Origin of the sequence: Paenarthrobacter nicotinovorans (assembly GCF_007670255.1) — a bacterium.
GTDB classification, from domain to species: domain Bacteria; phylum Actinomycetota; class Actinomycetes; order Actinomycetales; family Micrococcaceae; genus Arthrobacter; species Arthrobacter nicotinovorans_B.
In genome coordinates this window covers 138,287-163,522 of record NZ_SZVS01000004.1, presented here as the reverse complement: position 1 = coordinate 163,522, position 25,236 = coordinate 138,287, and the positions used below count along the sequence as shown (strand labels likewise).

18 protein-coding genes are annotated in these 25,236 nt (G+C 60.9%); 10 read left to right on the top strand and 8 right to left on the bottom strand.

The window, feature by feature from the left end:
* Positions 1-14 precede the first annotated feature (14 nt).
* The 4 genes from murJ (at position 15) to trxA (ending at position 5,377) form a co-directional block, all read left to right on the top strand.
* Entirely contained in the window at positions 15-2,027 is a 2,013-nt protein-coding gene (gene murJ, locus FDP28_RS07925) for a murein biosynthesis integral membrane protein MurJ (protein ID WP_144660281.1), read from the top strand.
* 140 nt (positions 2,028-2,167) lie between these two features.
* Entirely contained in the window at positions 2,168-3,832 is a 1,665-nt protein-coding gene (locus FDP28_RS07920) for a discoidin domain-containing protein (protein ID WP_144660279.1), read from the top strand.
* Between the two features lie 228 nt (positions 3,833-4,060).
* Entirely contained in the window at positions 4,061-5,017 is a 957-nt protein-coding gene (gene trxB / locus FDP28_RS07915; protein ID WP_144660277.1) for a thioredoxin-disulfide reductase, read from the top strand.
* 33 nt (positions 5,018-5,050) lie between these two features.
* Positions 5,051-5,377, top strand: a complete 327-nt coding sequence (gene trxA, locus FDP28_RS07910; RefSeq protein ID WP_144660274.1) for a thioredoxin — start codon at positions 5,051-5,053, stop codon at positions 5,375-5,377.
* Positions 5,378-10,889: 5,512 nt separating this feature from the next.
* On the opposite strand, the gene FDP28_RS07905 is transcribed toward trxA, so the two are convergent.
* The 8 genes from FDP28_RS07905 to rpmH all read right to left on the bottom strand — a co-directional run bounded on the left by FDP28_RS07905 (position 10,890) and on the right by rpmH (position 16,528).
* Entirely contained in the window at positions 10,890-12,125 is a 1,236-nt protein-coding gene (locus FDP28_RS07905; RefSeq protein ID WP_144660272.1) for a ParB/RepB/Spo0J family partition protein, read from the bottom strand.
* Positions 12,126-12,191: 66 nt separating this feature from the next.
* A complete protein-coding gene (locus FDP28_RS07900) occupies positions 12,192-13,205 on the bottom strand; it encodes a ParA family protein (RefSeq protein WP_144660270.1) in 1,014 nt (337 codons plus the stop codon).
* 126 nt (positions 13,206-13,331) lie between these two features.
* The gene (gene rsmG, locus FDP28_RS07895) at positions 13,332-13,982 is read right to left on the bottom strand and encodes a 16S rRNA (guanine(527)-N(7))-methyltransferase RsmG (RefSeq protein ID WP_144660268.1); all 651 of its coding nucleotides are present in this window, start codon (positions 13,980-13,982) and stop codon (positions 13,332-13,334) included.
* 5 nt (positions 13,983-13,987) lie between these two features.
* Positions 13,988-14,539: a Jag family protein gene (locus tag FDP28_RS07890; protein ID WP_144660266.1), complete on the bottom strand. Its 552-nt coding sequence runs from the start codon at positions 14,537-14,539 to the stop codon at positions 13,988-13,990.
* Positions 14,539-15,507 carry a membrane protein insertase YidC gene (yidC, locus tag FDP28_RS07885; RefSeq protein ID WP_144660264.1) on the bottom strand — a complete coding sequence of 323 codons (969 nt, stop codon included), beginning with the start codon at positions 15,505-15,507 and terminating at the stop codon, positions 14,539-14,541. Before yidC ends, FDP28_RS07890 begins: the two co-directional genes overlap by 1 nt.
* A gap of 16 nt (positions 15,508-15,523) precedes the next feature.
* Positions 15,524-15,937 (bottom strand): membrane protein insertion efficiency factor YidD, encoded by a 414-nt coding sequence (gene yidD / locus FDP28_RS07880; RefSeq protein WP_260842404.1) that lies wholly within the window; start codon positions 15,935-15,937, stop codon positions 15,524-15,526.
* Position 15,938: 1 nt separating this feature from the next.
* Positions 15,939-16,349: a ribonuclease P protein component gene (rnpA, locus tag FDP28_RS07875; protein WP_144660259.1), complete on the bottom strand. Its 411-nt coding sequence runs from the start codon at positions 16,347-16,349 to the stop codon at positions 15,939-15,941.
* A 41-nt stretch (positions 16,350-16,390) separates the two neighbouring features.
* Positions 16,391-16,528, bottom strand: coding sequence for a 50S ribosomal protein L34 (gene rpmH / locus FDP28_RS07870; RefSeq protein ID WP_011776797.1), 138 nt, complete (start codon positions 16,526-16,528; stop codon positions 16,391-16,393).
* A gap of 465 nt (positions 16,529-16,993) precedes the next feature.
* Between rpmH and dnaA the strand changes: the two genes are divergently transcribed.
* The 6 genes from dnaA (at position 16,994) to gyrB (ending at position 25,205) form a co-directional block, all read left to right on the top strand.
* A complete protein-coding gene (gene dnaA, locus FDP28_RS07865; RefSeq protein WP_144660257.1) occupies positions 16,994-18,415 on the top strand; it encodes a chromosomal replication initiator protein DnaA in 1,422 nt (473 codons plus the stop codon).
* Positions 18,416-18,980: 565 nt separating this feature from the next.
* A complete protein-coding gene (gene dnaN, locus FDP28_RS07860) occupies positions 18,981-20,105 on the top strand; it encodes a DNA polymerase III subunit beta (RefSeq protein ID WP_144660255.1) in 1,125 nt (374 codons plus the stop codon).
* The gene (gene gnd, locus FDP28_RS07855) at positions 20,105-21,031 is read left to right on the top strand and encodes a phosphogluconate dehydrogenase (NAD(+)-dependent, decarboxylating) (RefSeq protein WP_144660252.1); all 927 of its coding nucleotides are present in this window, start codon (positions 20,105-20,107) and stop codon (positions 21,029-21,031) included. The genes dnaN and gnd overlap by 1 nt, the downstream gene beginning before the upstream one ends.
* A gap of 23 nt (positions 21,032-21,054) precedes the next feature.
* The gene (recF, locus tag FDP28_RS07850; protein WP_144660249.1) at positions 21,055-22,248 is read left to right on the top strand and encodes a DNA replication/repair protein RecF; all 1,194 of its coding nucleotides are present in this window, start codon (positions 21,055-21,057) and stop codon (positions 22,246-22,248) included.
* Positions 22,235-22,789 (top strand): DciA family protein, encoded by a 555-nt coding sequence (locus FDP28_RS07845; protein WP_144660247.1) that lies wholly within the window; start codon positions 22,235-22,237, stop codon positions 22,787-22,789. The genes recF and FDP28_RS07845 overlap by 14 nt, the downstream gene beginning before the upstream one ends.
* A 337-nt stretch (positions 22,790-23,126) precedes the next feature.
* Positions 23,127-25,205, top strand: a complete 2,079-nt coding sequence (gene gyrB, locus FDP28_RS07840) for a DNA topoisomerase (ATP-hydrolyzing) subunit B (protein ID WP_144660244.1) — start codon at positions 23,127-23,129, stop codon at positions 25,203-25,205.
* Positions 25,206-25,236 lie beyond the last annotated feature (31 nt).

Genomic DNA, 25,236 nt, shown 5'->3' with positions numbered 1-25,236 from the left:
GGACGATAAAGGCGATGTCTGAAGCCAAAACAACCCAGTCCGTTCAATCCGGTGAAGCCCGTTCCAGCGCCATCATGGCTGCCGGAACGCTGGTTTCCCGGTTCCTTGGCTTCGCCAAAACCTGGATGCTCGGTGCCGCACTCGGCCTGGGCTCCACGGTGAATGACACATTCATCAACGCGAACAACCTGCCGAACCTGATCTTCCTGCTGGTGGCCGGCGGCGTGTTCAACGCCGTCCTGGTTCCGCAGATCATCAAGGCCAGCAAGGCTCCCGACCGCGGCGCCGACTACCTCAGCAGGCTGCTGACGTTGGCTGTGCTGGTGCTCCTCGCACTGACAGCCCTGGTGACCCTGGCGGCTCCGCTCGTCATCGATCTGACCACCCAGGGCTACTCCGAGCAACAGAAGGCGCTGGCAGTCACCTTTGCGCTGTGGTGCCTCCCGCAAATCTTCTTCTACGGGCTCTATGCGCTGCTCACCCAGGTCCTGAATGCCCACGGCGCGTTCGGCCCTGCCATGTGGGCACCCATCCTCAACAACCTTGTGGCCATCGCCGGTCTGGGTATGTTCATCTGGATCCTTGGCGACAACATCCACAACCCGCACACCCTGGACAACTGGGGACCGACCCAGACATTCCTTATTGCCGGGTTCTCCACGTTCGGTGTGGTGGCGCAAACAGCCATCCTGCTCATTCCCGTGTTCCGGCTGCGCCTGGGCCTGCGTCCGCGCTTCGGATGGCGCGGAGTCGGCTTGGGCCAGGCCGCCAAGCTGAGCGTTTGGACGCTGGCGACTGCCGCCGTCGGGCAGTTGGCGTTCCTGTACATCATGAGGATCGCGACGATCCCGGGCGCCGAGCGCCTCCGCCTGGACAATGCCGGAGACAGGGCAGCTGCGGCTGTGCTGCCCGGCAACGCTGTGCTGGAAGTTGCCAGCCAGCTGTACCTGCTGCCGCACTCCATCATCGCCCTGTCCTTGGCCACCGTCCTCTTTAACCGCATGACGCGCGCGTCGCAGGACGGCAACAAAGCCGAACTTCGCGACGCCCTCTCGCACGGCCTCCGGACCATGGCCGTCGCTACCGTTTTCGGGGCTTTGGCGCTGTTTGCCCTGGCCGGACCGCTGGGCATGTTCTTCTCCGGTGGCGAGCCGCAGGACGGTGTCATGTTGGCCCAAACGCTCACCATCCTGGCTCTCAGCACGCCGTTCCTGAGCGCCAACTTCATGATGTCCCGCGTTTTCTACGCCAACGAGGACGCCCGAACGCCTCTGTATGTGCAGTTGTGGCTCGCTGTGATTTATGTCGTGGGCGCCTTCTTCATCCAGTTCCTGCCCGTGGGCCAGATCATCTACGCCATTGCCATCCTCTACACTTTGGGCAACATCCTGTCCGTGGTGATCAGCGTTGTATTCCTGCGGCGCCTGCTGGGTCACCTCGACGGTCCACGCATCGCCAATTCGTACATCCGCATGGGTTACGCAGGCCTCGGATCCGCCGTAGCCGGTGCCATCGCGTTGTGGCTGCTCGGCAGCTACCGTGCCGACGGTTTCGCGTGGAGCAGCCGCCCGGCCGCCCTGGTGACCGTGATCGTCGTCGGGCCCGTCATGTTGCTCGCCTACCTTGTCCTGCTTCGCGTTTTCCACGTCACGGAACTTCGCGACCTCCTGCGCCCGCTGATGAGCCGTTTGGGTCGCGGCGGCCCCGCGCCGGTGTCCGGCGAGGTGGAACCCACGACGGCGGCACGCGCCACGGTCTCGGACGATACCGGTTTGATCCCGCGCATCTCAGGCGAGTTCGATGCAGCGTCGTACCGTGCGGGACCCGCGGTGGCCCCACAGCGTTCCACGCAGCCTTCAACAAACGAACCGGACGCGCCCAAGACGTATCTACCGGAGGAAGACGAACCCAGCACAGCACAGGGCGGCAGGTTCCGTCCGGCGGTCCCGCTGCCGGGCAGGCGGACGTATCAGGGCGACGCTGGACGCAATCCATACTTCCCTGCTCCGCGGAACCGCCGGAAGTGAGCCGGTGCCGCCAACGTGGGCGCCGGGCCTCAATCCGCTAGGCTAGAAACGAATATAGGTAGTTGCAGAAGCGGTTGAACCGGCCCGTCCGGCCATCCGTGTGCAGGACCCGCAGCTCCCGGACAGCCTAGGAGGAACACGTGTCCCACCCGATCGACGTCGGATCAGTACTTGGCGGCCGCTACAAGGTCACGGCCAATGTGTTGACCTCGCATGACCAAGATCAGGTGCTCGACGGCGTGGACCAGGTCCTCAACCGTCCCGTGAGCATCCTTGTTGCCGGCCCCGGAAACGCCGAGCAGGTCGCACAGAGCGCCCGCGAGGTGGCCACGGGGGAGCGCCCCGGGCACGTCCAGATCCTGGACCTTGGCATCAGCGACAACACCACCTACCTGATCACCAACCACAGCACCGCTCCGGACCTGCTGGACCTCGTGGTGGCCACCAACCCGCCGTACATCGAACCGTTCTTCACGGAGACCCTCGGCAGCGAGATCTTCGGCCAGGCACGCACCTATGAGCCCGAAACCTACGACGGACTCTACGAGGATGACGAGCACGAGGCCGAGTACATCCAGTACGACGAAAACGGCTACGCCATCGCTCCCGAGCCACAGGACGAGCCAGAGCCCGCTGCGCCCACCCGCAGCGCACCGCATGTACCGCCCATGCCGGCGGCAAATCCTTCGTCGGCCAAGAGCGGCATCGCAGGCAAGCTGGCCGCTGCGGCGGCCGGGGCAGGCGCGGCTGGTGCAGCCGCCGCTTCCGCACTGAGGAACGCCGGGTCCAAGAACAACGACGCCGGTGCTGCCGCTACATCCGCTTCGGCCTCTGAGCCGCCGACACAGGCCGTGTCTTCGCAGTCCGTTCAGCCCTCCGAGCCGCGCACGCAAGCCGTGTCTTCACAGGCAGCTCCTTCGCAGGATGCGCCCGCGCGTGAGCAGGCTTCGGAGCCCAAGGTTTCCCTTTGGTCCGAGGAGGACTACGGGTACTCGGAGCGTGCTGCCGCGGCTGGTGGTGCCTCTGCAGCGGGTGCCGCGGCCTCCAACCGTGGAAGAACATCCGGTGACGAGCGCGCGGCAAGCAGCTTCCCGGCGTCGTCCGCTGTCACTGAGGACTACTCCGACGAAGACGACGTCTACGAGGAAGAAGCCCCCGAAAAGGAACCCCGCTCGCTGCGTTGGCTCGTGGGAGGCCTTCTCGCAGCAGTCCTGATCGTGGGATTGGTCCTGGCCGTCACCAACCTGGGAAGTCTCCTGCCCAGCAGCAAGCCTGCCGCTACCCAGAGCACGCCGGCGCCCCAGCCTTCTGAAACTGCAAGCGAGCAGCCGCAGCCCACGGAGACTGCTCCGCCCGCGGCTCCGCCGGCCATTCAGGAAATCACCCGCCTGGGTAACTTCCCCTTCGCGGCCACGTTCGATAAGGACCTCGGCAAAGCCTTTGATGGCAACGCTGCCAGCTACTGGTCCGACATGGAATTCGCAACGGCCAACTGGGGCGGACTGTCCGAAGAAGTTCCGCTCATGATCAAACTGAAGGAACCGGCGGACGTGAAGTCCGTTGTCCTTAACCAGCTCGGTGGCTCCGGTGGAAATATCAGCGTCTTCACCAATGACCGTCCCGCCATGGACGGTGCCAAGCTCGTGGGTACCAACAGCTTCACGTCACCCGAACTGACCATTCCGTTGGCTGCGCCCACCAAGGCCCAGTACGTGATTGTCGTCATCAAGGCGCTGCCCAAGCTGGCCGCACCCAAGACGCAGTATGGTTTCGGCCTTCGCCTCGCTGAGGTCGCCGTCCAGTAGGCGTATCAAAGATGTGACCGCAAGGGCCGTTCTGATTCGTCAGGGCGGCCCTTACTGCTGCCCGCGCCAACGTCACCGCTTAGATATGACCGGGGCCCAGACGGTAACCTGAATGCTGGTGGCTTTTAGGGTCCCCAACTCCAACGGAATATTTGGAACGCATCAGGGGTTGAGTCAGGTGGCTGCCCCGAAAGCCGCAGCATCGACTAAGGAAGAGGTTCACGCCACGTGAGCATTGCAGAAAACAGCGCATCGCAGGTGCGTGACGTCATCATCGTAGGTTCAGGCCCTGCCGGCTACACAGCCGCTGTATACACCGCCCGCGCCAACATGAAACCTCTGCTCATTGCTGGTTCCGTCACTGCCGGCGGCGAACTGATGAACACCACGGACGTTGAGAACTACCCTGGATTCCCGGATGGCATCATGGGTCCGGATCTCATGGAGAACTTCGAGAAGCAGGCCGCACGTTTCGGCACCGAGATCCTCTTCGAGGACGTCACAGAACTCGACCTCGACGGCGACATCAAGACCGTGACGATCGGTACGGGGGAGACCTTCCAGGCGAAGGCCATCATCCTGTCCACCGGCTCGGCATATCGTGAGCTGGGTCTGACGAATGAAAAGAGGCTCTCAGGCCACGGCGTTAGCTGGTGTGCAACCTGTGACGGTTTCTTCTTCAAGGACCAGGACATCGCAGTGATCGGTGGTGGCGACTCCGCGATGGAGGAAGCACTCTTCCTCACCAAGTTCGCCAAGTCGGTCACCGTAGTACACCGCCGCGACACCCTCAAAGCCTCCAAGATTATGGGTGACCGCGCCCAGGCCCACGAGAAGATCAACTTCGTCTGGAACACGGCTGTTGAAGATGTTCTCGGTGGGGACAAGGTCACCGGGCTGAAGCTGAAGAACCTCGTGGATGGAACCCAGTCCGAGCTCGCTGTCTCCGGCGTCTTCGTCGCCATCGGAAACGATCCGCGCACGGACCTGGTGAAGGGCAAAGTCGAGCTGACTCCTGAAGGCACCATCGCCGTCGAGGGCCGCAGCTCCCGTACCAACATCAAGGGTGTGTTTGCCGCGGGCGACGTCATCGACCCCACGTACCGCCAGGCCATCACGGCTTCCGGTTCCGGTTGTGTCGCGGCCCTCGACGTCGAGCACTACCTCGCAGACCTGCACTCCTAAGCTGCATCCAGCAACCATACGAAGGGAAAAGTTATGAGCAACGCAAAAGACGTAACTGACGCAAGCTTCAGCACGGATGTCCTGGCTTCCGACAAGCCGGTCATCGTGGACTTCTGGGCAGAGTGGTGCGGCCCCTGCCGCAAGCTCGGACCCATCCTCGACGAGATCTCCGTTGAATACAGCGAGAAGGTCGACGTCGTAAAGCTGAACGTCGACGACAACCCGGCAATCGCTGCCGAGTACGGCATCACCTCCATTCCTGCTGTTTACCTGTTCAGCGGCGGAGAAGTGAAGAGCACCGTGATCGGCGCCAAGCCGAAGCAGTTCTTCGAGAAGGAATTCGCGGACGTCCTGTCCTAAGGGTCTTCTCGGTTCTTTCAAAAAGCCGGTCGTTCTGCTCCCCAGGGGGCGGGGCGGCCGGCTTTTTCTGTTCTTGGCGGGAAATCAACATCAGTGGGTAGCTTTTTGATGTTTGGATGCACTGGAGGCGCTCAGCTTGCGGGAACTGTTGCTCCGCAGTTTCCCCTAGCTGGGGTAGGGCTGAGTCTGGGTTTGAAGGGATCCGGGCTAGCTTCGATGGGCGGGGACGGCGTTTTGTGGGCGTCGACTGACTGGGGCCTCCGAGGTGACGCAGTACCGGAGGTTTGCCTTGTCCTCTCTTAGCTTGCCGGCATCCCGGAGGCCAGCAGACCGCGTGAGACATTGCAGCGGTTCTCGATTCCGTTGCGGAACGAAATCCTCATTCGTGTGGACCGCAAGACTTCCAGCCACCCTTCTGGGATACCCACGGGTTTACGGAAGTGAAGGCTCCTCCCGTTATCAATTGGCCAGCGGTACCGAAGCATCTCCTGGACTCCCTGCCAGTGGCGTCACCAAGATGGGTCCGCCGTAAGAGCTTGGCCTAGACTGCTCGTGGTCTTTGCAATTCCCTGTGTTGTGTAGTCATCAGAAGGAAGAGGGAACGAGAGGCACCGCCAGATCCGTGCCCGTTTCACGTGAAACACGTCAGAATATCTCGCGAATGGCGTTGTTCTGGGGACCTCGGTTGGTTTCACGTGAAACAGCCTATGGCGGAGCAGACGGCGCCGGTCATGCACCCTGGAGCAGCTACGGATAGCACCCAGCTTGAGTTGGCAGCAAGGGAGTAGCTATCCGCCAAGGCATCCGGAGTGCTGATGCTGGGTGCCCGGGGTCAGCGACGCCAGCGTCACACTCCTCCCGTGCTGAAACTTCTAGGGCCAGCAACAGAGGCGCCGCCGGGCCTGCCGGCTGTATTGCAGCTCTCATAGGAGCCCCACCAGCCAATAATCGTTCTGCATCGGAGCCTGCCCAGCTCCCTCCGCAGGCACCGCCAGGCACACCGTCTGCATTCCACCTTTGCAGGAGCGGCAGCAGCGATGCCGACGGGCACTCCAGAGGCCCGCTGACGCCTCAGTGGGCCCCCAGGAGCGATAAGACCCTCTTGCTGCCTATCAGCCCTTATATGCCCCCAGGAGCCTCTTTTGGGCCGTAAAAGCCACGCGTCGGACAGCGGAGGCTGCGGCGCTTACTGGCGCGTTCGACCGAATAGGACGATTTTCATCGACGGATGACCCAGGAAACCGCAAGACCCAGAAGGAGCCCAATCCGACTTCCATTCCTGCGCCGCTGCAGGCAGAGATCGCAGTTGCCACCAGCCATCCCCGCCCCGGAGTCGAAAAACACAATCACCGACCAGTGTCAGACCGCCGCTGCCAATCCTCATCCCCTTATTGCCAGCTGCGGATACACTTCCGCTGACCCTCTTGCGCGTTCGACGGGCAACTGGGTTCGTCTTCTGACGGCGTGAGGGCATCGGGCTAAGGCCGCAAGATTTGTGCAGTCGTCTGCGTTTAGCCCCCGCGTCAATGGCCAACCCTGGGCTGGATAGGCGTGTTGGCAACTCCGAGGTAAGACTACTCAAGTGCGGAGCCAATCCGCGAAGTCCAGGTGCAGCGAGTCTACTCTGCAACAGACACCTAGGCGCTTGGGACAGGGGATCGGCCGCGAAAACCCCCATCACCTGTAACGGAAGACCCTTTTCGTTAAATGACGGCGGGAGGGGCTCGCCGATGGATCAGGGCCGCCGTCTAAGGCCTGCTTTGGGATGAGAACCTCGGCGTAGCCGTTTCACGTGAAACATGGTGGCTCATGACGGGGCACATCTACTGCCCGAACAGCCAGAATCGGCTTAGTCGGCACCTACATGAGAGTACGAGAGCAACAAACCGCCTACGTAAGCTCGAGTCAGGGGTACCTCCGTTCGATCACAGCCCGGATACCGGACGTTCACTCAAGCCACGCTCCACGCACGTGGTTTTGAAGGAAGCAACCACCTCCGCCTAGAAATGGACGGAGACCCCGCGCTAATGGTCGGTACAAGAGGGTTTCTCACGAACACGGCCAGCCCGGCAGGCATCGTTGGACCTCCGACGGATCGCCAACCCAGCCAACAGCCTCTCCTCATGGCCCGCCGTTCCCTCCGTGCGCATGACGATCCACTTCCAAGGACAAGCCCGCAACAAATACTGGGATGTACACAGGCACTCCGTGCGCCAGCCAGACCTTCACTCGTTTCCCACCGCAGGCAAGCTGCTGACTAATGGCCGTCAATCGCCCGCTTGCCCCAAGCACGTTTCCCTACCTCGCCCAGGCCGCTTCTCGTGTCGTTGCTGACGGACTGTGTATAGCCGCCTGCCCTTCGGCTATTGCATCAACATGGCACGCAGGCATCAACTTTTGATGGATCGGCCGGAGCTGCATCCGGTTTGATTCGACATAGACAATCCCGCTTCCGAGATCCATCCCGGACTGTTGCCCCCAGTCCCTCGCGATCGTTCCCTGCAGACCTACGCGGAATAGTCCATCGCGTAGACACTGATCCTCAGTCTGCTAAATAGGGTATCGAGGCTTCGCCTTGGTTCGCTCTCGCGCCTGCTGCGAACCCAAGCTTGGCCACCCCCGTCGGCCGATGAGGTTTCACGTGAAACAGCATGTTAGCTGCGAGCCCCGACGATGGATCGTCGACGGTGAATGCATTCATCGCATCAAGCCACTGCGGAGGGACTAAATCAGAAGTCTCGGGGTGCCTGCCACTAGGGGAGCGATAGCGTACCAGACTCAACACCACCCATCTCGTCGTACTGGAGAGGATCGAACTCGGGGCCCGATACATCAGATGAATGGAAGCGGCGAGAGTTGGACAGCGGCGGACTGCATCCAAGTAGGCAAGTCCAACAGACCCTGCCCATCTTGCTGAGCATCACCACTCCATGACGTTCATAGTCAGGCTGCGTATTGACCCCAAGTGAGCGGACGTCCCCATAGCTCGATTCGGGCCTCGGCCGAGCGACCAGACTCGTTCAACGGGCGATCCCAGGAGGAACTTAGTCACAGGCTCCTCTCTCCTTATCCACAAAGTTATCCACAGGGTTATGCACCGACAATGATGTTGCCCACACACCACTACTTACGAACACTCTGCTCGCACTGGAGTTTGCTTGCGGACCGCACTGATGGTGTACCGGGGTGGAGATGCGTGTTCCCTACAATTGCGCGCCGTTCATCATAGTCAATCAGCGCAAAACCGCTGTAAACCCGGCGAATTGCCAGTTCAACGACGAAACTTCCGTCAGCCATAGGGGGAGCAGGTTCTGCGGTTCGTCTGCTGCCCCTTTCCGTTCGAGCCTACGCTCCCTAGGAGAGTTGAGCTGAGCGGGTGAGCCTCACCAAAGCCGATGGTTATCCCCAAAGTTATCCACAGACTTATCCACCGTTGAATCCACAGCCGCGTATTGCTTCCGAGAGCTCGCACTCGCGGCTCGGCCGGAACCGTTTCACGTGAAACGGAGGCGTAGCCTGTAGAGGCCGCACCCCACTGAGGTGGTCGGCGTCATGGGGAGTGGGTACTCCCGCTGTCGGCACCGGCTATGCGCACACCATCCACCACGCCATGCCATGTGGCTCACGTCGCGACCAGGCGTGTGAGTGCCTTGCAGATACAGAGTGACATCGGACGTATGGCTCTTAGCGGGAAGCTGTGGGGGATCAGGCAACTCTCTTACAGCCCGCCTCACTCGACATTGTGGACGAGGAAACGCTACGAGGCCGAGCGGACCCATAGCAGCCGTCAGATCCCTCACAGAACCTGGAGATGCCGCGGTGCAGAGTGATGATCTCGGCGGAAGAGGATACGCGCGAGGTCTCGTTCCCGCAGCCAAGCTAGGGGCGGCGCTTGTCAGAAGGAATGGCCCTTCGCGGGCACCTCCGCACCACGGCGCCAGCCTTCTCATGTCCAGAAAGCGCTCCTTACCTGCACCAGGACAGAGCCCTCCCTGCTCGACTTACCCACATCAAAGTCATCTGATGCCCGCACGGCAGGCATTGTCAGCGAGCTAGGTGATCACTGTTCTGGACGGACATCACACAGTTAGATGATCCTGCTCGGTGGGCAGACTACGGATGATTCACCCGACGGCAACTGCGATCCGAGGAGCGCCATCGATAGCCAAGGCACACCAAGTCTTACGTTCTAGCCCCGGGAGCGGCCACCAGAGGGAATGGACTGCCTAGGAGCCATCGGATACAGCCATGCCCAAGGCAGCTAGGTGAGTGGACCAGCTCTGTCCCTCTCGGAAGACCCTCGTTCTCCGATCCGCCGCCCACCATGCAATAGCTCCTGGGCCTTCGTCCTGCGCTTCTTATGGCGGGACCACCCAGCAACAATACGACTCGCATACGCCGCCGCCGAACTATCCCTCCTGAGGGACGCGCTAGGAGGCGTAGCTGGTGGTTGTGCACGCTTGGGCTGCCGCGTATAGGGGTTGGAAGGCCGAGAGGCTCACAGAGCTACTCTGGGACTTCTGTGGCTATGAGGTTGCAAGGCGAGTGGCAGGATACTGAGCTTCCAGGTCTGCTTCTCTTGATAAAGGGACAGGGCACCGGATGGAAACTCAACGATTCGCTCCCGTACATCGCTATGAGTCGGATAAGCATTGAATTGCCTCATTTGGCGCATCAAAGTTTCACGTGAAACTAGAATGCAAGAGGGGCAGCCGTGCAAACCCCACCGCCTTTACGTCGTCAAAGGCAGCCGCTGGGCTAAGCCAGCTGCAGGGCAGGCACTAGCCCTGCAGGCTGAAACGAACTCGCTGCCAAGAAGGTATGCCCGTCGTATCGCAGGGATCAGGCCGACTCAGCTTGGGCAGCGTTTCACGTGAAACGTTCACGGCGTTATGCATGGCCTATTGTTCGCGACCTTCCCCGCGGCACAGACCCAAGCGTCAGCGAGCCCTGAACGCAGAATGCCAGGACGGAGGCCACTGACACCAACGTCCGATTCCGTGCGTGACTTTGGTTCGGCGCTAGAATCCAGCACTGTTTCACGTGAAACCTCCGCGCAAACTTTCAAGCCGATTGCAAAGCGGAGATGCGGTCGCATCGGCTGCACAACTCCGCGTCTTACCGCCCCGGAGCAACTCCAATAGGCGTCGGGAACGCGAGTTGCCGTCACAGTTTGCCTGCCACTATGCCAATAGACGACAAACCGAAGCAAACGCCGGGTTGAGTCGCGCTGTGAAAGCACACCGTCAGCCCACCTCATAACGAAGTCGAAGATTGGAGGCAGGCATTGTGCGACCCCAGCTCGCGGCTTTGGATTATCGCGTCCATCCAATTCCGGTGCATAGCCTCTACCGATGGTGGTCCAAGACCGACCGCATCCTATGCGCAGTTTCACGTGAAACCACGACATCAAATTCAATGTGAGCGAAGAACTCGGTCACCGCGAGCCCTAAACGAAATGAAAAAGGGATCCGCCCCTGCGGGCGGATCCCTCGGATAGAGCAAAACAGACTCAGTCTTCAGCACCAGGGCCAAGCACGTTCATGATGCGGTTCAAGTCTTCGACGCTGGCGAACTCAATGCTTACCCGCCCCTTACGGGCCCCCAAGGTGATTTTCACGTTGGTGTCCAGGCGGTCGGAGAGCGACGAAGCAAGGTAGTCGAGTCGTTCGTGACGGGCGTTCGGCTTGGGAATACTGTTCTTCGCAGGAGTGGTGGGGTCCTGGTACAGCGTCACGGCTTCTTCCGTAGCGCGTACTGACATACCCTCGGCAACGATACGCTGAGCCAGGCGTTCCATTGCCGCAGCATCCGGGAGCGCCAGGAGTGCCCGGGCATGGCCCGCAGAGAGAACGCCAGCGGCAACCCTACGCTGAACCAACGGGGGAAGCTTGAGCAAGCGCAGCGTGTTGGAGACCTGGGGACGTGAACGGCCAATGCGGTCCGCCAACTGCTCGTGCGTTGTTCCGAAGTCTTCCAAGAGCTGTTGGTAGGCAGCAGCCTCTTCCAATGGATTCAGCTGGCTGCGGTGCAGGTTTTCCAGCAACGCGTCACGAAGGAGGTCGTCGTCAGTGGTATCGCGGACGATTGCAGGGATGGTTTCCAGCCCGGCAGCCTGTACCGCCCGCCAGCGACGCTCGCCCATTACGAGCTCGTACGGTTCTCCACCCTTTTCGGTTGAAGTTCGCACGACGATTGGCTGGAGCACGCCTATTTCGCGAACGCTGTGAACCAGCTCCGCCATATCGTCCTCATCGAATACCGAGCGCGGCTGCTTGCGGTTCGGATGGATATCGCCAACCGGAATTTCCGCAAAGCGGGCGCCCGGTACCTCTACCAACTCAACGTCACTGGACTGGGCAGCGGCAGGAGTCTTGGCTACGGCCGGCGACTCCTGAGCATCAGCAACCTCTGCGGGCTTCGGCTGATCAGCCGCTGGCGACTTGGTAGCAGCAGAACGGGCAGTGCTCGATTTGGTGGCCGGAGCCTTTGCGGCTGGAGCCTTGGCAGATGCCCTCCCCGCAGGGGCCTTTTTGGGGGCTGCAGTGGAGTTCCCGGACTCGGAGGCAGTATCAGGCGCCGTTGTGTCCTCGGGAGCAGTATCAACCGTCGGTTCAGCAGTCTTCCGTGCTTCCGGGAAAAACAGATCCACGGGACGGGACGGCGCGGCGCCGTTTCCCTGGGCTGCGGCCGAGCTAGGAATGAGAGCCCCAAGACCCCTGCCGAGGCCCCTTCGCTTTTCGCTCATTGATTCATCCCTCCATGGAAGAGCCGAGCACGGACTGGCCCTGGCTGTTGCTGTGTTTCAAGAATTCTAACGTTCAGCGATTTCGGCTGCGGCTTCCATGTAGGACAGCGCGCCGCTCGATGAAGGATCGTAGGTCATGACCGTCTGCTGGTAGCTTGGCGCCTCAGAGATACGCACCGAACGAGGAACCACGGCACTCAGCACCTGCTGGGGGAAGTGCTGGCGGACTTCCGATGCGACCTGCGCGGCAAGGTTTGTCCTGCCGTCATACATGGTCAGGAGAATCGTTGAGACCACGAGGTCGGCATTGAGGTGCTTCTGGATCATCTCAATGTTCTTGAGGAGCTGGCTCAAACCTTCAAGAGCGTAGTACTCGCACTGGATGGGGATGAGAACTTCGCTGGCTGCACAGAAGGCGTTGACCGTGAGCAGGCCGAGGCTGGGCGGGCAATCGATGAAGATAAAGTCCAGACGACCTTCACCGTTCTTTTCCCGTTCCTTGGCATAGACATCGATGGCACGCCGGAGCCTCTGCTCACGGGCCACAAGGGAAACAAGCTCGATCTCCGCACCGGCCAGGTGAATGGTTGCAGGCGCGCAGATCAGGTTGGGGATGTCGGGGCAAGGTGCCACGACCTCCTTCAGGGGGAGGTCGTTGATGAGGACGTCATAGATGCTGTCTACATCAGCGTGGTGCTCGATGCCCAGCGCGGTGGACGCGTTGCCTTGGGGATCGATATCGATCACGAGGACATTCAGTCCGGCGGACGCCAAGGCAGCAGCGATATTCACTGTGGTGGTCGTCTTGCCAACGCCACCCTTTTGGTTTGAAACAGTGAAGATACGGGTTGCTTCAGGCTTCGGGAGCTCGCGGCCTATCAGGCGTTCACGACGGCGGGTCTCGTTGGCGAGCTGCCGTGCGATCGGACTGGAATCATCGATGGAATCCATCACGTTCTGCACTCCATCCGAGGCGGTTTCACGTGAAACTGCAGCATTTGCAACCGGATCAGTGCGCACAATAGCGGACTGCAGAGACGAAGAGGGGGTAGCCATGGCCCGCGCGGACCCCAAAGACATAAACGGGGGGATTCGTTGCGTGGAGGTTTCACTACCCACTGGTCACACTCTCACTCTCATTCGGCGCTTGCTGCCGTTCTCTAGCCTAACCGCTCAGTCGCCGACACGCTGGAAACCAAACGGGATCTACGCCGTCTTTCCGGCCTTGTTGACGATTATCCTCACCACAGTGGTGGGTTCCTCCAACAGCTCTTGTCCACACACAACAACAGAAGTTTCCACACCGCCGAGCTTCCGGATGACCTTGGCGGCCTTCTCGATCTCTTCACCGGCACTACGGCCCTTGATGGCCACTACTTCGCCGTTGCCGTTGAGGAGGGGGATCGTCAACCCGGCAAGGTTGGTCAGGGCTGACACGGCCCGGGCCGTAACGACATCCGCATCAACCATTCCCACAGCCAGTTCTGCACGGGTCCGCATCACTGTCACGTTGTCCAGACCGAGGTCGTCCACTACTTCCTGTAGCCAGATGACCCGCCGTTCCAGGGGTTCGATCAACGTCAGTTCAAGATCCGGACGGGCAATGGCAAGGCAAAGGCCGGGAAGTCCGGCACCGGAACCGACGTCGGCAACATGGCTGTTCCTGGCGATCGCGGATTCGATGACCGCACAGTTCAGGACGTGCCTGCTCCAGAGCCGCGGGATCTCCCGCGGGCCGATCAAGCCACGTTCGGTGCCTGAGGTCGCCAAGTGTTCAACGTAGCGCTTGGCCAGATCCAGGCGCTCCCCAAAGATCTTCTCTGCCGCTGTCAGTTCAGCTGCGGTGATTTCGACCATGGGCTCTAGTCAGCAGAAACGACGATGTGGCGGCCGGCGCCTTCGCCTTCGGATTCGGAAACAAAGCCAAGGTCGGCAACGGCGTCGTGAACGATCTTGCGCTCGTAAGCGCTCATCGGCTCCAGAGCGACAGTCCCGCCGTCGGCCTTGACCTTTGCCACAGCGTCTTCGGCGATCTGCTGCAGGACGCCGGCACGCTCCTTGCGGTAGCCGTTGATGTCAAGAACCAAGCGTGAGCGGTTTTCGGTTGCCGAGAGAACCGACAGGCGGGCCAGTTCCTGGAGGGCTTCGAGGACTTCACCGTCGCGGCCAACCAAGCTGTCCAGAGCCGCCGACTCTTCATCGGTACCAATGGAGATGTAGGTACGGCCGTTGCGGACCTCGATGTCAATGTCGCCGTCGATGTCGGCAATATCAAGAAGCTCTTCGAGGTAGTCGGCAGCGATGTCGCCTTCCTCTTCCAAGCGGCTGGCCGTCTTGGATTGCGTCTCTTCCTGGGAGTCTTCCTGCTCTTCAGTCACGGCGGCAATAACTTCTTCAGTGCTCTCGGCAGACATTACTTCTTCTTCCTGTTCTTACGTTGCGGCTGGACGCGCTGCGTCCTGGCTTCGGCGGCAGCAGCGGCTGCTGCAGCCTCGGCCTCGTCGATCTTCTTGCCACCCAACAGCGGGGGCAGGCCCTTGGCTGCGCGACGCTCTTCAAGAGCCTTCGCGGCGGGGGATCCCGGAGTCGGCATGCGGCGGATGACAAAGAACTGCTGGCCCATGGTCCAGAGGTTGGTGGTGGTCCAGTAAATGAGGACACCGATCGGGAAGTTGATGCCACCAATACCGAAGACGAGCGGCAGGATGTAGAGCATCATCTTCTGCTGGCGCATGAACGGGCTGGCCAAGGCTTCTTCAGACATGTTCTTGGCCATGATCTGCTTCTGCGTGATGAACTGCGAGGCCGTCATGGCAAGGATCATGACAATGGAGAGGATCCAAACGGCAGCGTCGTTTCCACCTGCGCCACCGTGCAACAGCGAAGCGGACAGAGGTGCGCCGAAGATGCTCGACTGATCGAACTGCACTACCTGCTCATGGCTCATGGCACCAATGCCCTGGCCCGCCTTGGCGTTGTTGGAAATGCCCGACAACACCTGGAACAGCGCGAAGAAGAACGGCATCTGGATCAGCATCGGCAAACAGGCCGAGAACGGGTTGGTTCCGTGCTTCTTGTACAGCGCCATCTGCTCCTGCGCCATCGCCTGGCGTGAGAGCTGGTCGGTCTTGCCCTTGTACTTGGTCTGCAGCTTCTTCAGGTCCGGCTGCAGCAGCTGCATACCGCGCTGCGCCTTGATCTGCTTGACGAACACGGGAATCAGGGCGGCACGGATCACCAGCACCAGGCCAATGATGGACAGAGTCCAGGTCCAGCCGTTAGCGGCGGGCAGGCCAATGAAGCTCAGTCCCTCGTGGAAGCCGACCATGATGATCGACACCAGCCACTTGAACGGAAACATGATTGTTTCAAAGAAGTCCATACGATATCCCTATTCGTCAGGCCGCCGAGCGGCCTTCTTCATCAGCCTGAGCAGCCAGGAACTGGTCCGGATTGTTCAGTACAACAATTGTGGGCGTCCGGCCTTCGGGCCAATGACGATGACCGGCGGGGACGTGGTCCACTCCACCGGCGTTCCAAGGGTGGCATTTGGCGAGCCTCTTGGCTGCAAGCCAGCTGCCCTTCACGGCGCCATGCACCGTCACTGCTTCCAAGGCGTATGCCGAGCAGGAGGGAAAGAAACGGCAAACCTGGCCGTACAGGGGCGAAATCACCTTGCGGTAGCTCTTCAGCAAGAGGATGAGGATGTTTCGCGGCAACTCCCAGAGGAAGGTACCTGTCGCAGCCCAGATGCTACGCCGGTGAACTTTCCCGGAAGGGTCACTCAAGGAAGGAACGACGGCGGTGCTCATGTCATGCACGCGGTGTCCCTTCCGTTGTGGTGCCGTTGTGTTCAGTCGAAGCCTTGGGTGGAACCGAACCACCCAATCGCTTCGTCGTCACTGTCAGTGCGGCGTTGTAGTCCGAGAGCAGCTGCTCCCAGCTCGCATGTGCGGCTGCGGGCAGGGCCCGGACCACCACCGCCAAACCTGTTCCGTGCGTGTGCAGGGAAAGTGCGCCTGCTTCTCTCAGTCTCCTCTTAACGAGGTTCCTGGTCACGGCGTTCCCGACGGCTTTGGAGACAATGAAACCGATTCGACTCGGCTCCCCGGCCCCGATAGGAGCCGTATATAACACTAAGTTCCGGCGTCCATTGCGGACGCCGGAACGTACAGTTGTTGAAAAGTCGGTAGACGTCCGCAGACGGTTAGGGGTGGCTAGCACCGTCGAACCTGCAAAGAGACACTGACCGACAAGTCAGTTATTTAGGCCGACAGTTCGACGCGGCCCTTGCCGCGACGGGCAGCCAGGATGGCGCGGCCGGCACGGGTGCGCATACGAAGGCGGAAGCCGTGCTTCTTGGCCCGACGGCGGTTATTCGGCTGAAAAGTCCGCTTGCTCACGTTAGTTACTCCAGTGGATCAAAGGTGCGCCCACCCGATCAAAAAGGGGAAGAACTGGCCGACGCTAAGTTTTGTATGTGTCTGCCGCCGTTGCCTTCCGCACGATGAACGTACGGGGTTACAACTGATCTCAAAAGCGGACACAAAGGACTTCACAACGTTAGGGCAAAAAAGGGGCCACAGTCAAACCGGGAGCCCGCGGCGCCGCTATCCACAGTTGTGTTCAGAGACGGCTGGAAGGCTGTGGATGAAGTGGCTCACAGGCCCGTTTCGAGAACCACAACGGTGTAATTATCCACAGGCAACTTCCCAGCTATCTTCTGGCGTTTCCATCCCCTAGAGTGGCTCAGTAGCCCATTTTCCACCCGCTGTGCATAACTCTGTGGATTAACGACCAGACCTGCGCCCGCCGGAGACACCTCGGCTGCAAGCAACGCCGGCAAGCAAGTATTTAGGAACTGATTGATGACAGTAGACGAAGCCAACCACGCCAACACTGTCGGAAGTTCCTGGCGCAGGGTGCTGAGCCTCCTGGAACAGGACGACCGTGTGACTCCCCGTCAGCGTGGTTTCGTCATTCTCGCCCAGGCCCAGGGCCTCATCGGCTCCACCCTCCTGGTGGCCGTCCCCAACGAGCTCACCCGCGAGGTCCTCCAGACGCAGGTCAAGGACGCTTTGGACGATGCCCTCCGGAACGTTTTCTCGGACGATATCCGCTGCGCCATCGACGTCGATACCGATCTGGTGCCCGTCCATGCTGAGCCGGAACCCGCCGTCGAGCTTGCCGCCGCGCCGGACCTGGCGGTCGAGCCCAAGCCGCAACCGACGCCACCGAGCACCTCGCATGAATTTGGCCGCCTGAACCCGAAGTACATCTTCGACACCTTCGTGATCGGTTCCTCGAACCGGTTCGCGCACGCTGCAGCGGTCGCAGTGGCAGAAGCGCCGGCCAAGGCTTACAACCCCCTGTTCATCTACGGCGATTCAGGTCTGGGTAAGACGCACCTGCTGCACGCCATTGGCCACTATGCCCGCAGGCTCTACAGCGGCATCCGGGTCCGCTACGTGAACTCGGAAGAATTCACCAACGACTTCATCAACTCGATCCGTGATGACGAGGGCACCAGCTTCAAGACCACGTACCGGAATGTCGATGTCCTCCTGATCGATGACATCCAGTTCCTGGCGGGCAAGGACCGGACACAGGAAGAGTTCTTCCACACGTTCAACGCCCTGCACAACGCCAACAAGCAGGTTGTCATCACCTCGGATCAGCCGCCCAAGATGCTTGCCGGCTTTGAGGACCGCATGACCTCCCGCTTCGAGTGGGGACTTTTGACGGACATCCAGCCGCCGGAACTTGAGACGCGTATCGCCATTCTCCGCAAAAAGGGCCTCAGCGAAGGCTTGTCGGCTCCCGACGACGCTCTGGAGTACATCGCTTCGAAGATCTCAAGCAACATCCGTGAACTTGAAGGCGCACTGATCCGTGTCACCGCTTTTGCAAGCCTGAACCGCCAGCCGGTGGACGTTGCCCTCGCGGAGATGGTCCTCAAGGACCTGATTACCGACGACGGTGCCCAGGAAATCACGGCGAAGCAGATCCTTGACCAGACGGCTGACTACTTCAAGCTCAGCATGGAAGAACTCTGCAGCAAGTCCCGGACGCGCACTTTGGTGACGGCCCGCCAGATCGCAATGTACCTCTGCCGTGAGCTCACGGACATGTCTTTGCCGAAGATCGGCCAGGAGCTTGGCGGTCGTGACCACACGACCGTCATCCACGCCGACAGGAAAATCCGCGAGCTGATGGCAGAGCGTCGTGTGATTTACAACCAGGTCACCGAGCTCACCAACCGCATCAAGCAGCAGCAGCGCGACTCCTGAATCCACATCGCAGCCGCCACTACATACCTTATTAACAGGCGCATGTGGATAAGCCTGTGGATACTTAAGGGGACAAGCGCGGTTAATGGGCTTAAAACCCTTAAGCCGTCTGTGGATCGTTAAAAACCGGCTTTGGAGTTGTCCCCATCCACACCCTGTTTAAAACCCAGTTAACGCACAGCCCATGAACAGGGCTTAACCGCGGATCTGAGCCTCAGGATGGGGTTATCCACAGTTTCCACAACAGTTATTAACACTACGAATCCCAAAAAATTGAAATCCCTCAAATAACAATCTCCATCCACCACCCGCCGGACCAGGCCGACAGCCTGGCCAAGGCCAGCCTTGCGGCTGTCCACATAGGACGGGTCCGGACAAACGGGGATGGGTTAATCGCGGATCTTCCGGCTAAGCTGTCAGCAGCGCTCCCATCCTTGGGTCTTGTTTGTAGTTCGCTCAGTGCGGACCATGCAGGTTCCGATGCCGGACTGCGAAGATTCAGCGGGTTCCAAGCAGGGATCCGCGGCTACTACATGGCAGCAGCAATGAAAGGCGGCACCCCTCCGTGAAGTTCAGAGTCGACCGCGACGTCCTGGCAGAAGCCGTTACGTGGACCGCGCGGTCGTTGTCTCCGCGGCCGCCCGTACCTGTGCTCTCCGGCCTTCTTCTCAAAGCCGAAGCAGGAACCGTAAGCCTCTCAAGCTTCGATTACGAGACCTCAGCCCGTCTGGAAATCCCCGCCGACATCGCCGTCGAGGGCACCATCCTGGTCTCCGGACGCCTTTTGGCAGACATCTGCCGCAGCCTGCCTTCCGCGCCCGTAGATGTTGAAACCGACGGCAGCAAAGTCACTCTCACCTGCCGTCGAAGCAGCTTCCACCTGGCCACCATGCCGGAATCCGAGTACCCGGCTTTGCCTGCGCTTCCGGCCATCAGCGGCACCCTGCCAGGCGACGCCTTTGCCCAAGCTGTTTCCCAGGTCATCATCGCGGCGAGCAAGGATGACACCCTGCCGATCCTGACCGGTGTCCGGATGGAGATCGAGGACGACCTCATCACCCTCCTCGCCACGGACCGCTACCGCCTTGCGATGCGGGAAGTCCCTTGGAAGCCCGTGACTCCCGGCATTTCAACGAGTGCGCTGGTGAAGTCAAAGACCCTGAACGAGGTTGCCAAGACCTTGGGCGGCAGCGGTGACATCAACCTGGCCCTTGCCGATGACGACAGCCGCCTTATCGGTTTCGAGAGCGGCGGCCGAACCACCACTTCGCTTCTTGTGGACGGCGACTACCCCAAGATCCGCTCGCTTTTCCCGGACTCCACCCCGATCCACGCGACAGTCCAGACCCAGGAACTGGTGGAAGCCGTACGCCGTGTTTCGCTGGTTGCAGAGCGGAACACCCCTGTTCGACTTGCCTTCACGCAGGGCCTGCTGAACCTCGACGCCGGTACAGGTGAAGATGCGCAGGCTTCCGAAGAACTTGAAGCACAGCTCTCGGGCGATGACATCACCGTTGCCTTCAACCCGCACTACCTGGTTGAAGGCTTGAGCGTCATCGAGACCAAGTACGTTCGCTTCTCGTTCACCACGGCTCCCAAACCGGCCATGATCACGGCCCAGGCTGAACCGGACGGCGAAGACCAGGACGACTACCGCTACCTCGTGATGCCGGTCCGCCTTCCCAACTAATCAGCACATACCCACCCGCTTCGCAGAAAAGAGTCCACACTGTGCACATCGGTTTGATCGGCCTTGGAAAAATGGGTTTCAACATGCGCGAACGCATGCGCAAGGGCGGCATCGAGGTCACAGGCTTCGACCGCAACCCGGATGTCACGGATGTGGCTTCGGTGGACGAGCTCATCGCCGCACTGCCTGCTCCGCGGGTCGTGTGGGTCATGGTTCCCTCAGGCGAGGTCACTGATGCCGTGGTAACCGAACTCGGGGAGAAACTCAGCCCCGGCGATATGGTGATCGACGGCGGGAACTCACGGTTCACCGAGGACCAAAAGCATGCTGCCGCTCTGGCGGACAAGGGCATTCGCTTCGCTGACTGCGGTGTTTCCGGCGGTGTGTGGGGTCTCCAAAACGGCTACGGCCTCATGGCAGGCGGAACCGAAGAAGATATCGAACTCGCGATGCCCATTTTCGACGCCCTCCGTCCCGAAGGCGATCGGGCGGACAGTTTCGTTCACGTCGGCGGTGTGGGCGCAGGCCACTACGCCAAGATGGTCCACAACGGCATCGAATACGGGCTCATGCAGGCCTACGCCGAAGGATACGAACTCCTGGCGGCCAAGGACATCGTCAAAGATCTTCCGGGAACCTTCCGCGCGTGGCAAAAGGGAACGGTGGTCCGGTCCTGGCTCCTCGACCTCATGGTCAAGGCCCTCGATGAAGATCCCGGCCTGGCGTCGATTGACGACTACGTGGAAGACTCCGGCGAGGGACGCTGGACCGTTGAAGAAGCCATCGCCAACGCAGTTCCGGCACCGGCCATTACAGCCGCGCTCTTCGCCCGCTTTGCTTCGCGCGAAGACAACTCACCGGCCATGAAGATGGTCTCCGCTTTGCGTCACCAGTTCGGCGGACACGCCACCCGTCCGGCCAACTAGGCCGCAGGAGTCCTGCAAACGGCGTGTACCTCGAACATCTCTCGCTGACGGATTTCCGCAGCTACGCACAGGTGGACTTGAAGCTCGGACCAGGGGTGACGGTCCTGGTGGGTTCCAACGGAATCGGCAAGACCAACCTGATGGAAGCCATCGGATACCTGGCTACGCTCAGTTCCCACCGTGTCAGCACGGACGCTCCGCTGCTTCGTTTTGGTGCCGAACGCGCAATGATCCGCGCCAGGTTGGTCCGTGGTGAACAAGCCACGGTCATCGAGCTGGAGATCAACGCGGGGCGTGCCAACCGCGGACGCATCAATCGCGGAAATCCGGTCCGGGCACGTGACATCCTCGGCATTTGCCACACTGTCCTGTTCGCTCCCGAAGACCTGGCCTTGGTCAAGGGCGACCCATCCAACCGCCGACGTTTCCTGGATGAGCTGCTGGTCAGCCTGGTACCCTGGCATGCTGCCACACGCAGCGACTACGACCGTGTGCTGAAGCAGCGGAACGCACTCCTGAAATCGGCCCGCACAGGCAAGTTCACGGCGGGCCATGAAGCAACCTTGGACGTCTGGGACCAGCACATGGCCAGGGCCGGGGCCGAATTGCTGCACGCACGGCTCGAATTGGTGGAACGGCTGCGTCCTCATTTGAACAGCGCATACGCGCAGCTCACGGACGGTTCCAAGGATGCCGGCGCGGTTTACCGCTCCACCATCCAGGACATCCTTGACGACGACGGCGGTCCCGCCAACAGCGGAACGGAACCTCCGGCATCGTTCGAGGACCTCCGGCTGCTGTCCGTCGATGAACTCACCGAACGCTACGTCCAGGCCTTTGCGGCGTCGAGGAAGAAGGAACTCGAACGGGGCATATCCTTGGTGGGCCCGCACCGCGACGAACTGGAGCTCACCTTGGGACAAGCTCCGGCCAAGGGCTATGCATCCCACGGCGAAACGTGGTCCATGTGCCTGTCGTTGCGCCTGGCCTCCTACTACGTGATGCTGGACGACGCCCGGACCGGCGGCACTGCTCCGATCCTTATCCTGGACGACGTTTTCGCTGAATTGGACGTCCAGCGCCGGCGTAAACTGGCTGCAATAGTCGCCGGCGCCGAGCAGGTTCTGGTGACCGCCGCCGTCGACGCCGACATCCCTGAGGAGCTGGCCGGACGGCGCGTAACCGTTGTTCCGGGAGGCATCGATGGCGAAGGATAGTCCCGACGGACTCCAACCGGGCCGCGACCCGGACGAAATCGATGCTGCCCAGGCGGCGCTGAACCGCATGCGGGAGGCTGCTGCTGCACGCGGCGAAGTGAGGCAACGTGCGCCCCGGCCGGGATCGGCCCCAAAGCGCAAAGGACTGCGGGATACGCGCGGCTTTTCCCAGTTTCACGGCAGCGGCCGCGACCCCTTGGGGCTTGGCAAAGTTGTTGGGCGCCTGGTAGCCGAACGCGGCTGGACTTCACCTGTTGCCGTTGGTTCTGTCATGGCGGAATGGGACACCTTGGTGGGTCCGGATATCTCCGCGCACTGCACGCCGGAGAGCTTCACCGACACAACACTTCATGTCCGCTGCGATTCGACGGCCTGGGCTACACAGCTGCGCTTGCTGAGTACCAGCCTTCTGGAACTGTTCCGGAATGAGTTGGGTGAAGGCGTTGTCACCAGCATTCAGGTCCTGGGTCCGTCCGCACCAAGTTGGCGGAAAGGTGGCCGCAGCGTCAACGGTCGGGGTCCCCGGGATACGTACGGCTGAACGGCGTGCAGGGCGTTTCAACGCCCCTGGGCCGTATAGGCACCCATCGGGACCTCCGCAGGGCCATTGCAGATAGGGCCAGCGGCCTCCCAGCGGCATATTCAGCTCTGGGCTGCCCCTGTATTTGCAAGGATTCACGTGTTTCCACGATAGAATTGGCGTAGATCACTGAGCGCCGGTGAAACGTCGCCGGATCCCGAATCCACTCTCGTGGCTTCCGGGAACCCCGTCGTCTTACTCATCGGCGCAATCAGTCACGTGCCCGTTGGCGGCCGCGGTCCGCCGTGCGCAGCTCCGGGAACGGCCGACATCGAGTACAGAGGAGTCGAAAGCGCCTGTGGCTAACGACAATGCAGAGACCTTGGCAGTAGAGCCCGAAGAGGAGACTGTTCCCACTCCTGACACGCCCGCAGAGGCGCCCAGGGAGTACGGTGCCAGCGATATCACCGTGCTGGAAGGCCTCGAAGCGGTACGCAAACGCCCCGGCATGTACATCGGTTCAACCGGACCCCGCGGCCTGCACCACTTGGTCTATGAAGTGGTGGACAACTCTGTTGACGAGGCCTTGGCCGGTTACTGCAGCCATATCGAAGTAACTCTCCGCGCTGACGGTGGTGTCCAGGTGGTCGATGACGGCCGCGGAATTCCCGTGGACATCCACCCCACCGAGGGAAAGCCCACCGTTGAGGTGGTCATGACCATCCTGCACGCCGGCGGTAAGTTCGGCGGCGGCGGATACGCTGTTTCAGGCGGTTTGCACGGTGTTGGTATCTCCGTGGTGAACGCCCTTTCCCGCCGGGTGGATACCGAAGTCCGCCGCCAAGGTCACGTTTGGCGCATGTCCTTCGCCGACGGCGGCAAGCCGCAGGGTGAACTCGTCAAGGGTGAAGCAACCGAGGCAACCGGTACCTCGCAGACCTTCTACCCCGACGGCACGATTTTCGAGACCACCGAATTCGATTTCGAGACGCTCCGTGCCCGCTTCCAGCAGATGGCCTTCCTCAACAAGGGCCTGAAGATCACCCTGACTGACGAGCGCCCCGCCGCCCGCGACGGCGACGACGACCTGGACCTGGACGCCGTCGCGACCGAAGGCGAAGTGGCGGCCGAGCACCGCACTGTTGTGTACGAATACCCGGACGGCCTGCTCGATTACGTCAAGCACCTCAACTCGAACAAGAAGGTCGAGATCGTCCACGAGGATGTCATCGCCTTCGAAACCGAAGACACCGAGCGGCACATCGCCGTCGAGGTTGCCATGCAGTGGACCACTGCCTACTCGGAGAGCGTCCACACCTACGCGAACACCATCAACACCCACGAGGGCGGAACGCACGAAGAAGGCTTCCGCGCCGCGATGACGTCGCTGATCAACCGCTACGCGCGGGAGAAGAGCATCATCAAGGAAAAGGAAGACAACCTTACTGGTGATGACATCCGCGAAGGCCTGACCGCGGTGATCTCGGTAAAGCTCTCCGAACCGCAGTTCGAAGGCCAGACCAAGACCAAGCTGGGCAACTCCGAGGTCAAGGGCTTTGTACAGCGCGTTGTCACCGACCAGCTTGGTGACTGGCTCGAGCGCAACCCCGGCCCCGCCCGCGACGTGATCCGCAAAGCAATTTCGGCTGCCCAGGCCCGCATGGCGGCCCGGAAGGCGCGTGACAACGCACGCCGGAAGAGCCCGTTGGAGTCGTTCGGCATGCCCGGCAAGTTGTCCGACTGCTCGTCCAAGGATCCCTCCCGCTGCGAGGTCTACCTGGTGGAGGGTGACTCGGCCGGCGGTTCGGCCAAGCGTGGTCGCAACCCCGAAACCCAGGCGATCCTGCCGCTGCGAGGCAAGATCCTCAATGTGGAGCGCGCCCGCCTGGACAAGGCCTTGGGCAACGCTGAAGTCCAGTCCATGATCACCGCATTCGGTACCGGTATTGGCGAGGACTTCGATATCGCCAAATTGCGGTACCACAAGATCGTGCTGATGGCCGATGCCGACGTTGACGGCCAGCACATCACCACTCTGCTGATGACCCTGCTGTTCCGTTACATGCGTCCGCTCATTGAGAACGGCTATGTCTACCTGGCGCAGCCGCCGCTCTACAGGATCAAGTGGTCCAACGCGGCCCACGACTACGTCTACAGCGACCGCGAGCGTGATGAGACCATCCGCAAGGGTGCGGCGTTGAACAAGCGCCTCCCCAAGGACAACGGAATCCAGCGCTACAAGGGTCTTGGCGAGATGGATTACACCGAACTGTGGGACACCACCATGGATCCGGAACGCCGCACCCTCCTGCAGGTCACCATGGACGACGCCTTGGCGGCCGACCAGACCTTCTCCGTGCTGATGGGCGAGGACGTGGAGTCACGCCGTAACTTCATCCAGCAGAACGCCAAGGACGTCAGGTTCCTCGATATCTAGGGTCCGGCAAGGACGCGAAATATTCCAGAAC

What these genes read in the sequence shown, in the direction of transcription:
- FDP28_RS07905 (WP_144660272.1), bottom strand. Translation starts at nt 12,125, where the DNA reads ATGAGCGAAAAGCGAAGGGGCCTCGGCAGGGGTCTTGGGGCTCTCATT.
- murJ (WP_144660281.1), top strand. Translation starts at nt 15, where the DNA reads ATGTCTGAAGCCAAAACAACCCAGTCCGTTCAATCCGGTGAAGCCCGT.
- FDP28_RS07845 (WP_144660247.1), top strand. Translation starts at nt 22,235, where the DNA reads ATGGCGAAGGATAGTCCCGACGGACTCCAACCGGGCCGCGACCCGGAC.
- yidC (WP_144660264.1), bottom strand. Translation starts at nt 15,507, where the DNA reads ATGGACTTCTTTGAAACAATCATGTTTCCGTTCAAGTGGCTGGTGTCG.
- yidD (WP_260842404.1), bottom strand. Translation starts at nt 15,937, where the DNA reads ATGAGCACCGCCGTCGTTCCTTCCTTGAGTGACCCTTCCGGGAAAGTT.
- FDP28_RS07900 (WP_144660270.1), bottom strand. Translation starts at nt 13,205, where the DNA reads ATGTCTTTGGGGTCCGCGCGGGCCATGGCTACCCCCTCTTCGTCTCTG.
- dnaA (WP_144660257.1), top strand. Translation starts at nt 16,994, where the DNA reads ATGACAGTAGACGAAGCCAACCACGCCAACACTGTCGGAAGTTCCTGG.
- FDP28_RS07890 (WP_144660266.1), bottom strand. Translation starts at nt 14,539, where the DNA reads ATGTCTGCCGAGAGCACTGAAGAAGTTATTGCCGCCGTGACTGAAGAG.
- rsmG (WP_144660268.1), bottom strand. Translation starts at nt 13,982, where the DNA reads ATGGTCGAAATCACCGCAGCTGAACTGACAGCGGCAGAGAAGATCTTT.
- trxA (WP_144660274.1), top strand. Translation starts at nt 5,051, where the DNA reads ATGAGCAACGCAAAAGACGTAACTGACGCAAGCTTCAGCACGGATGTC.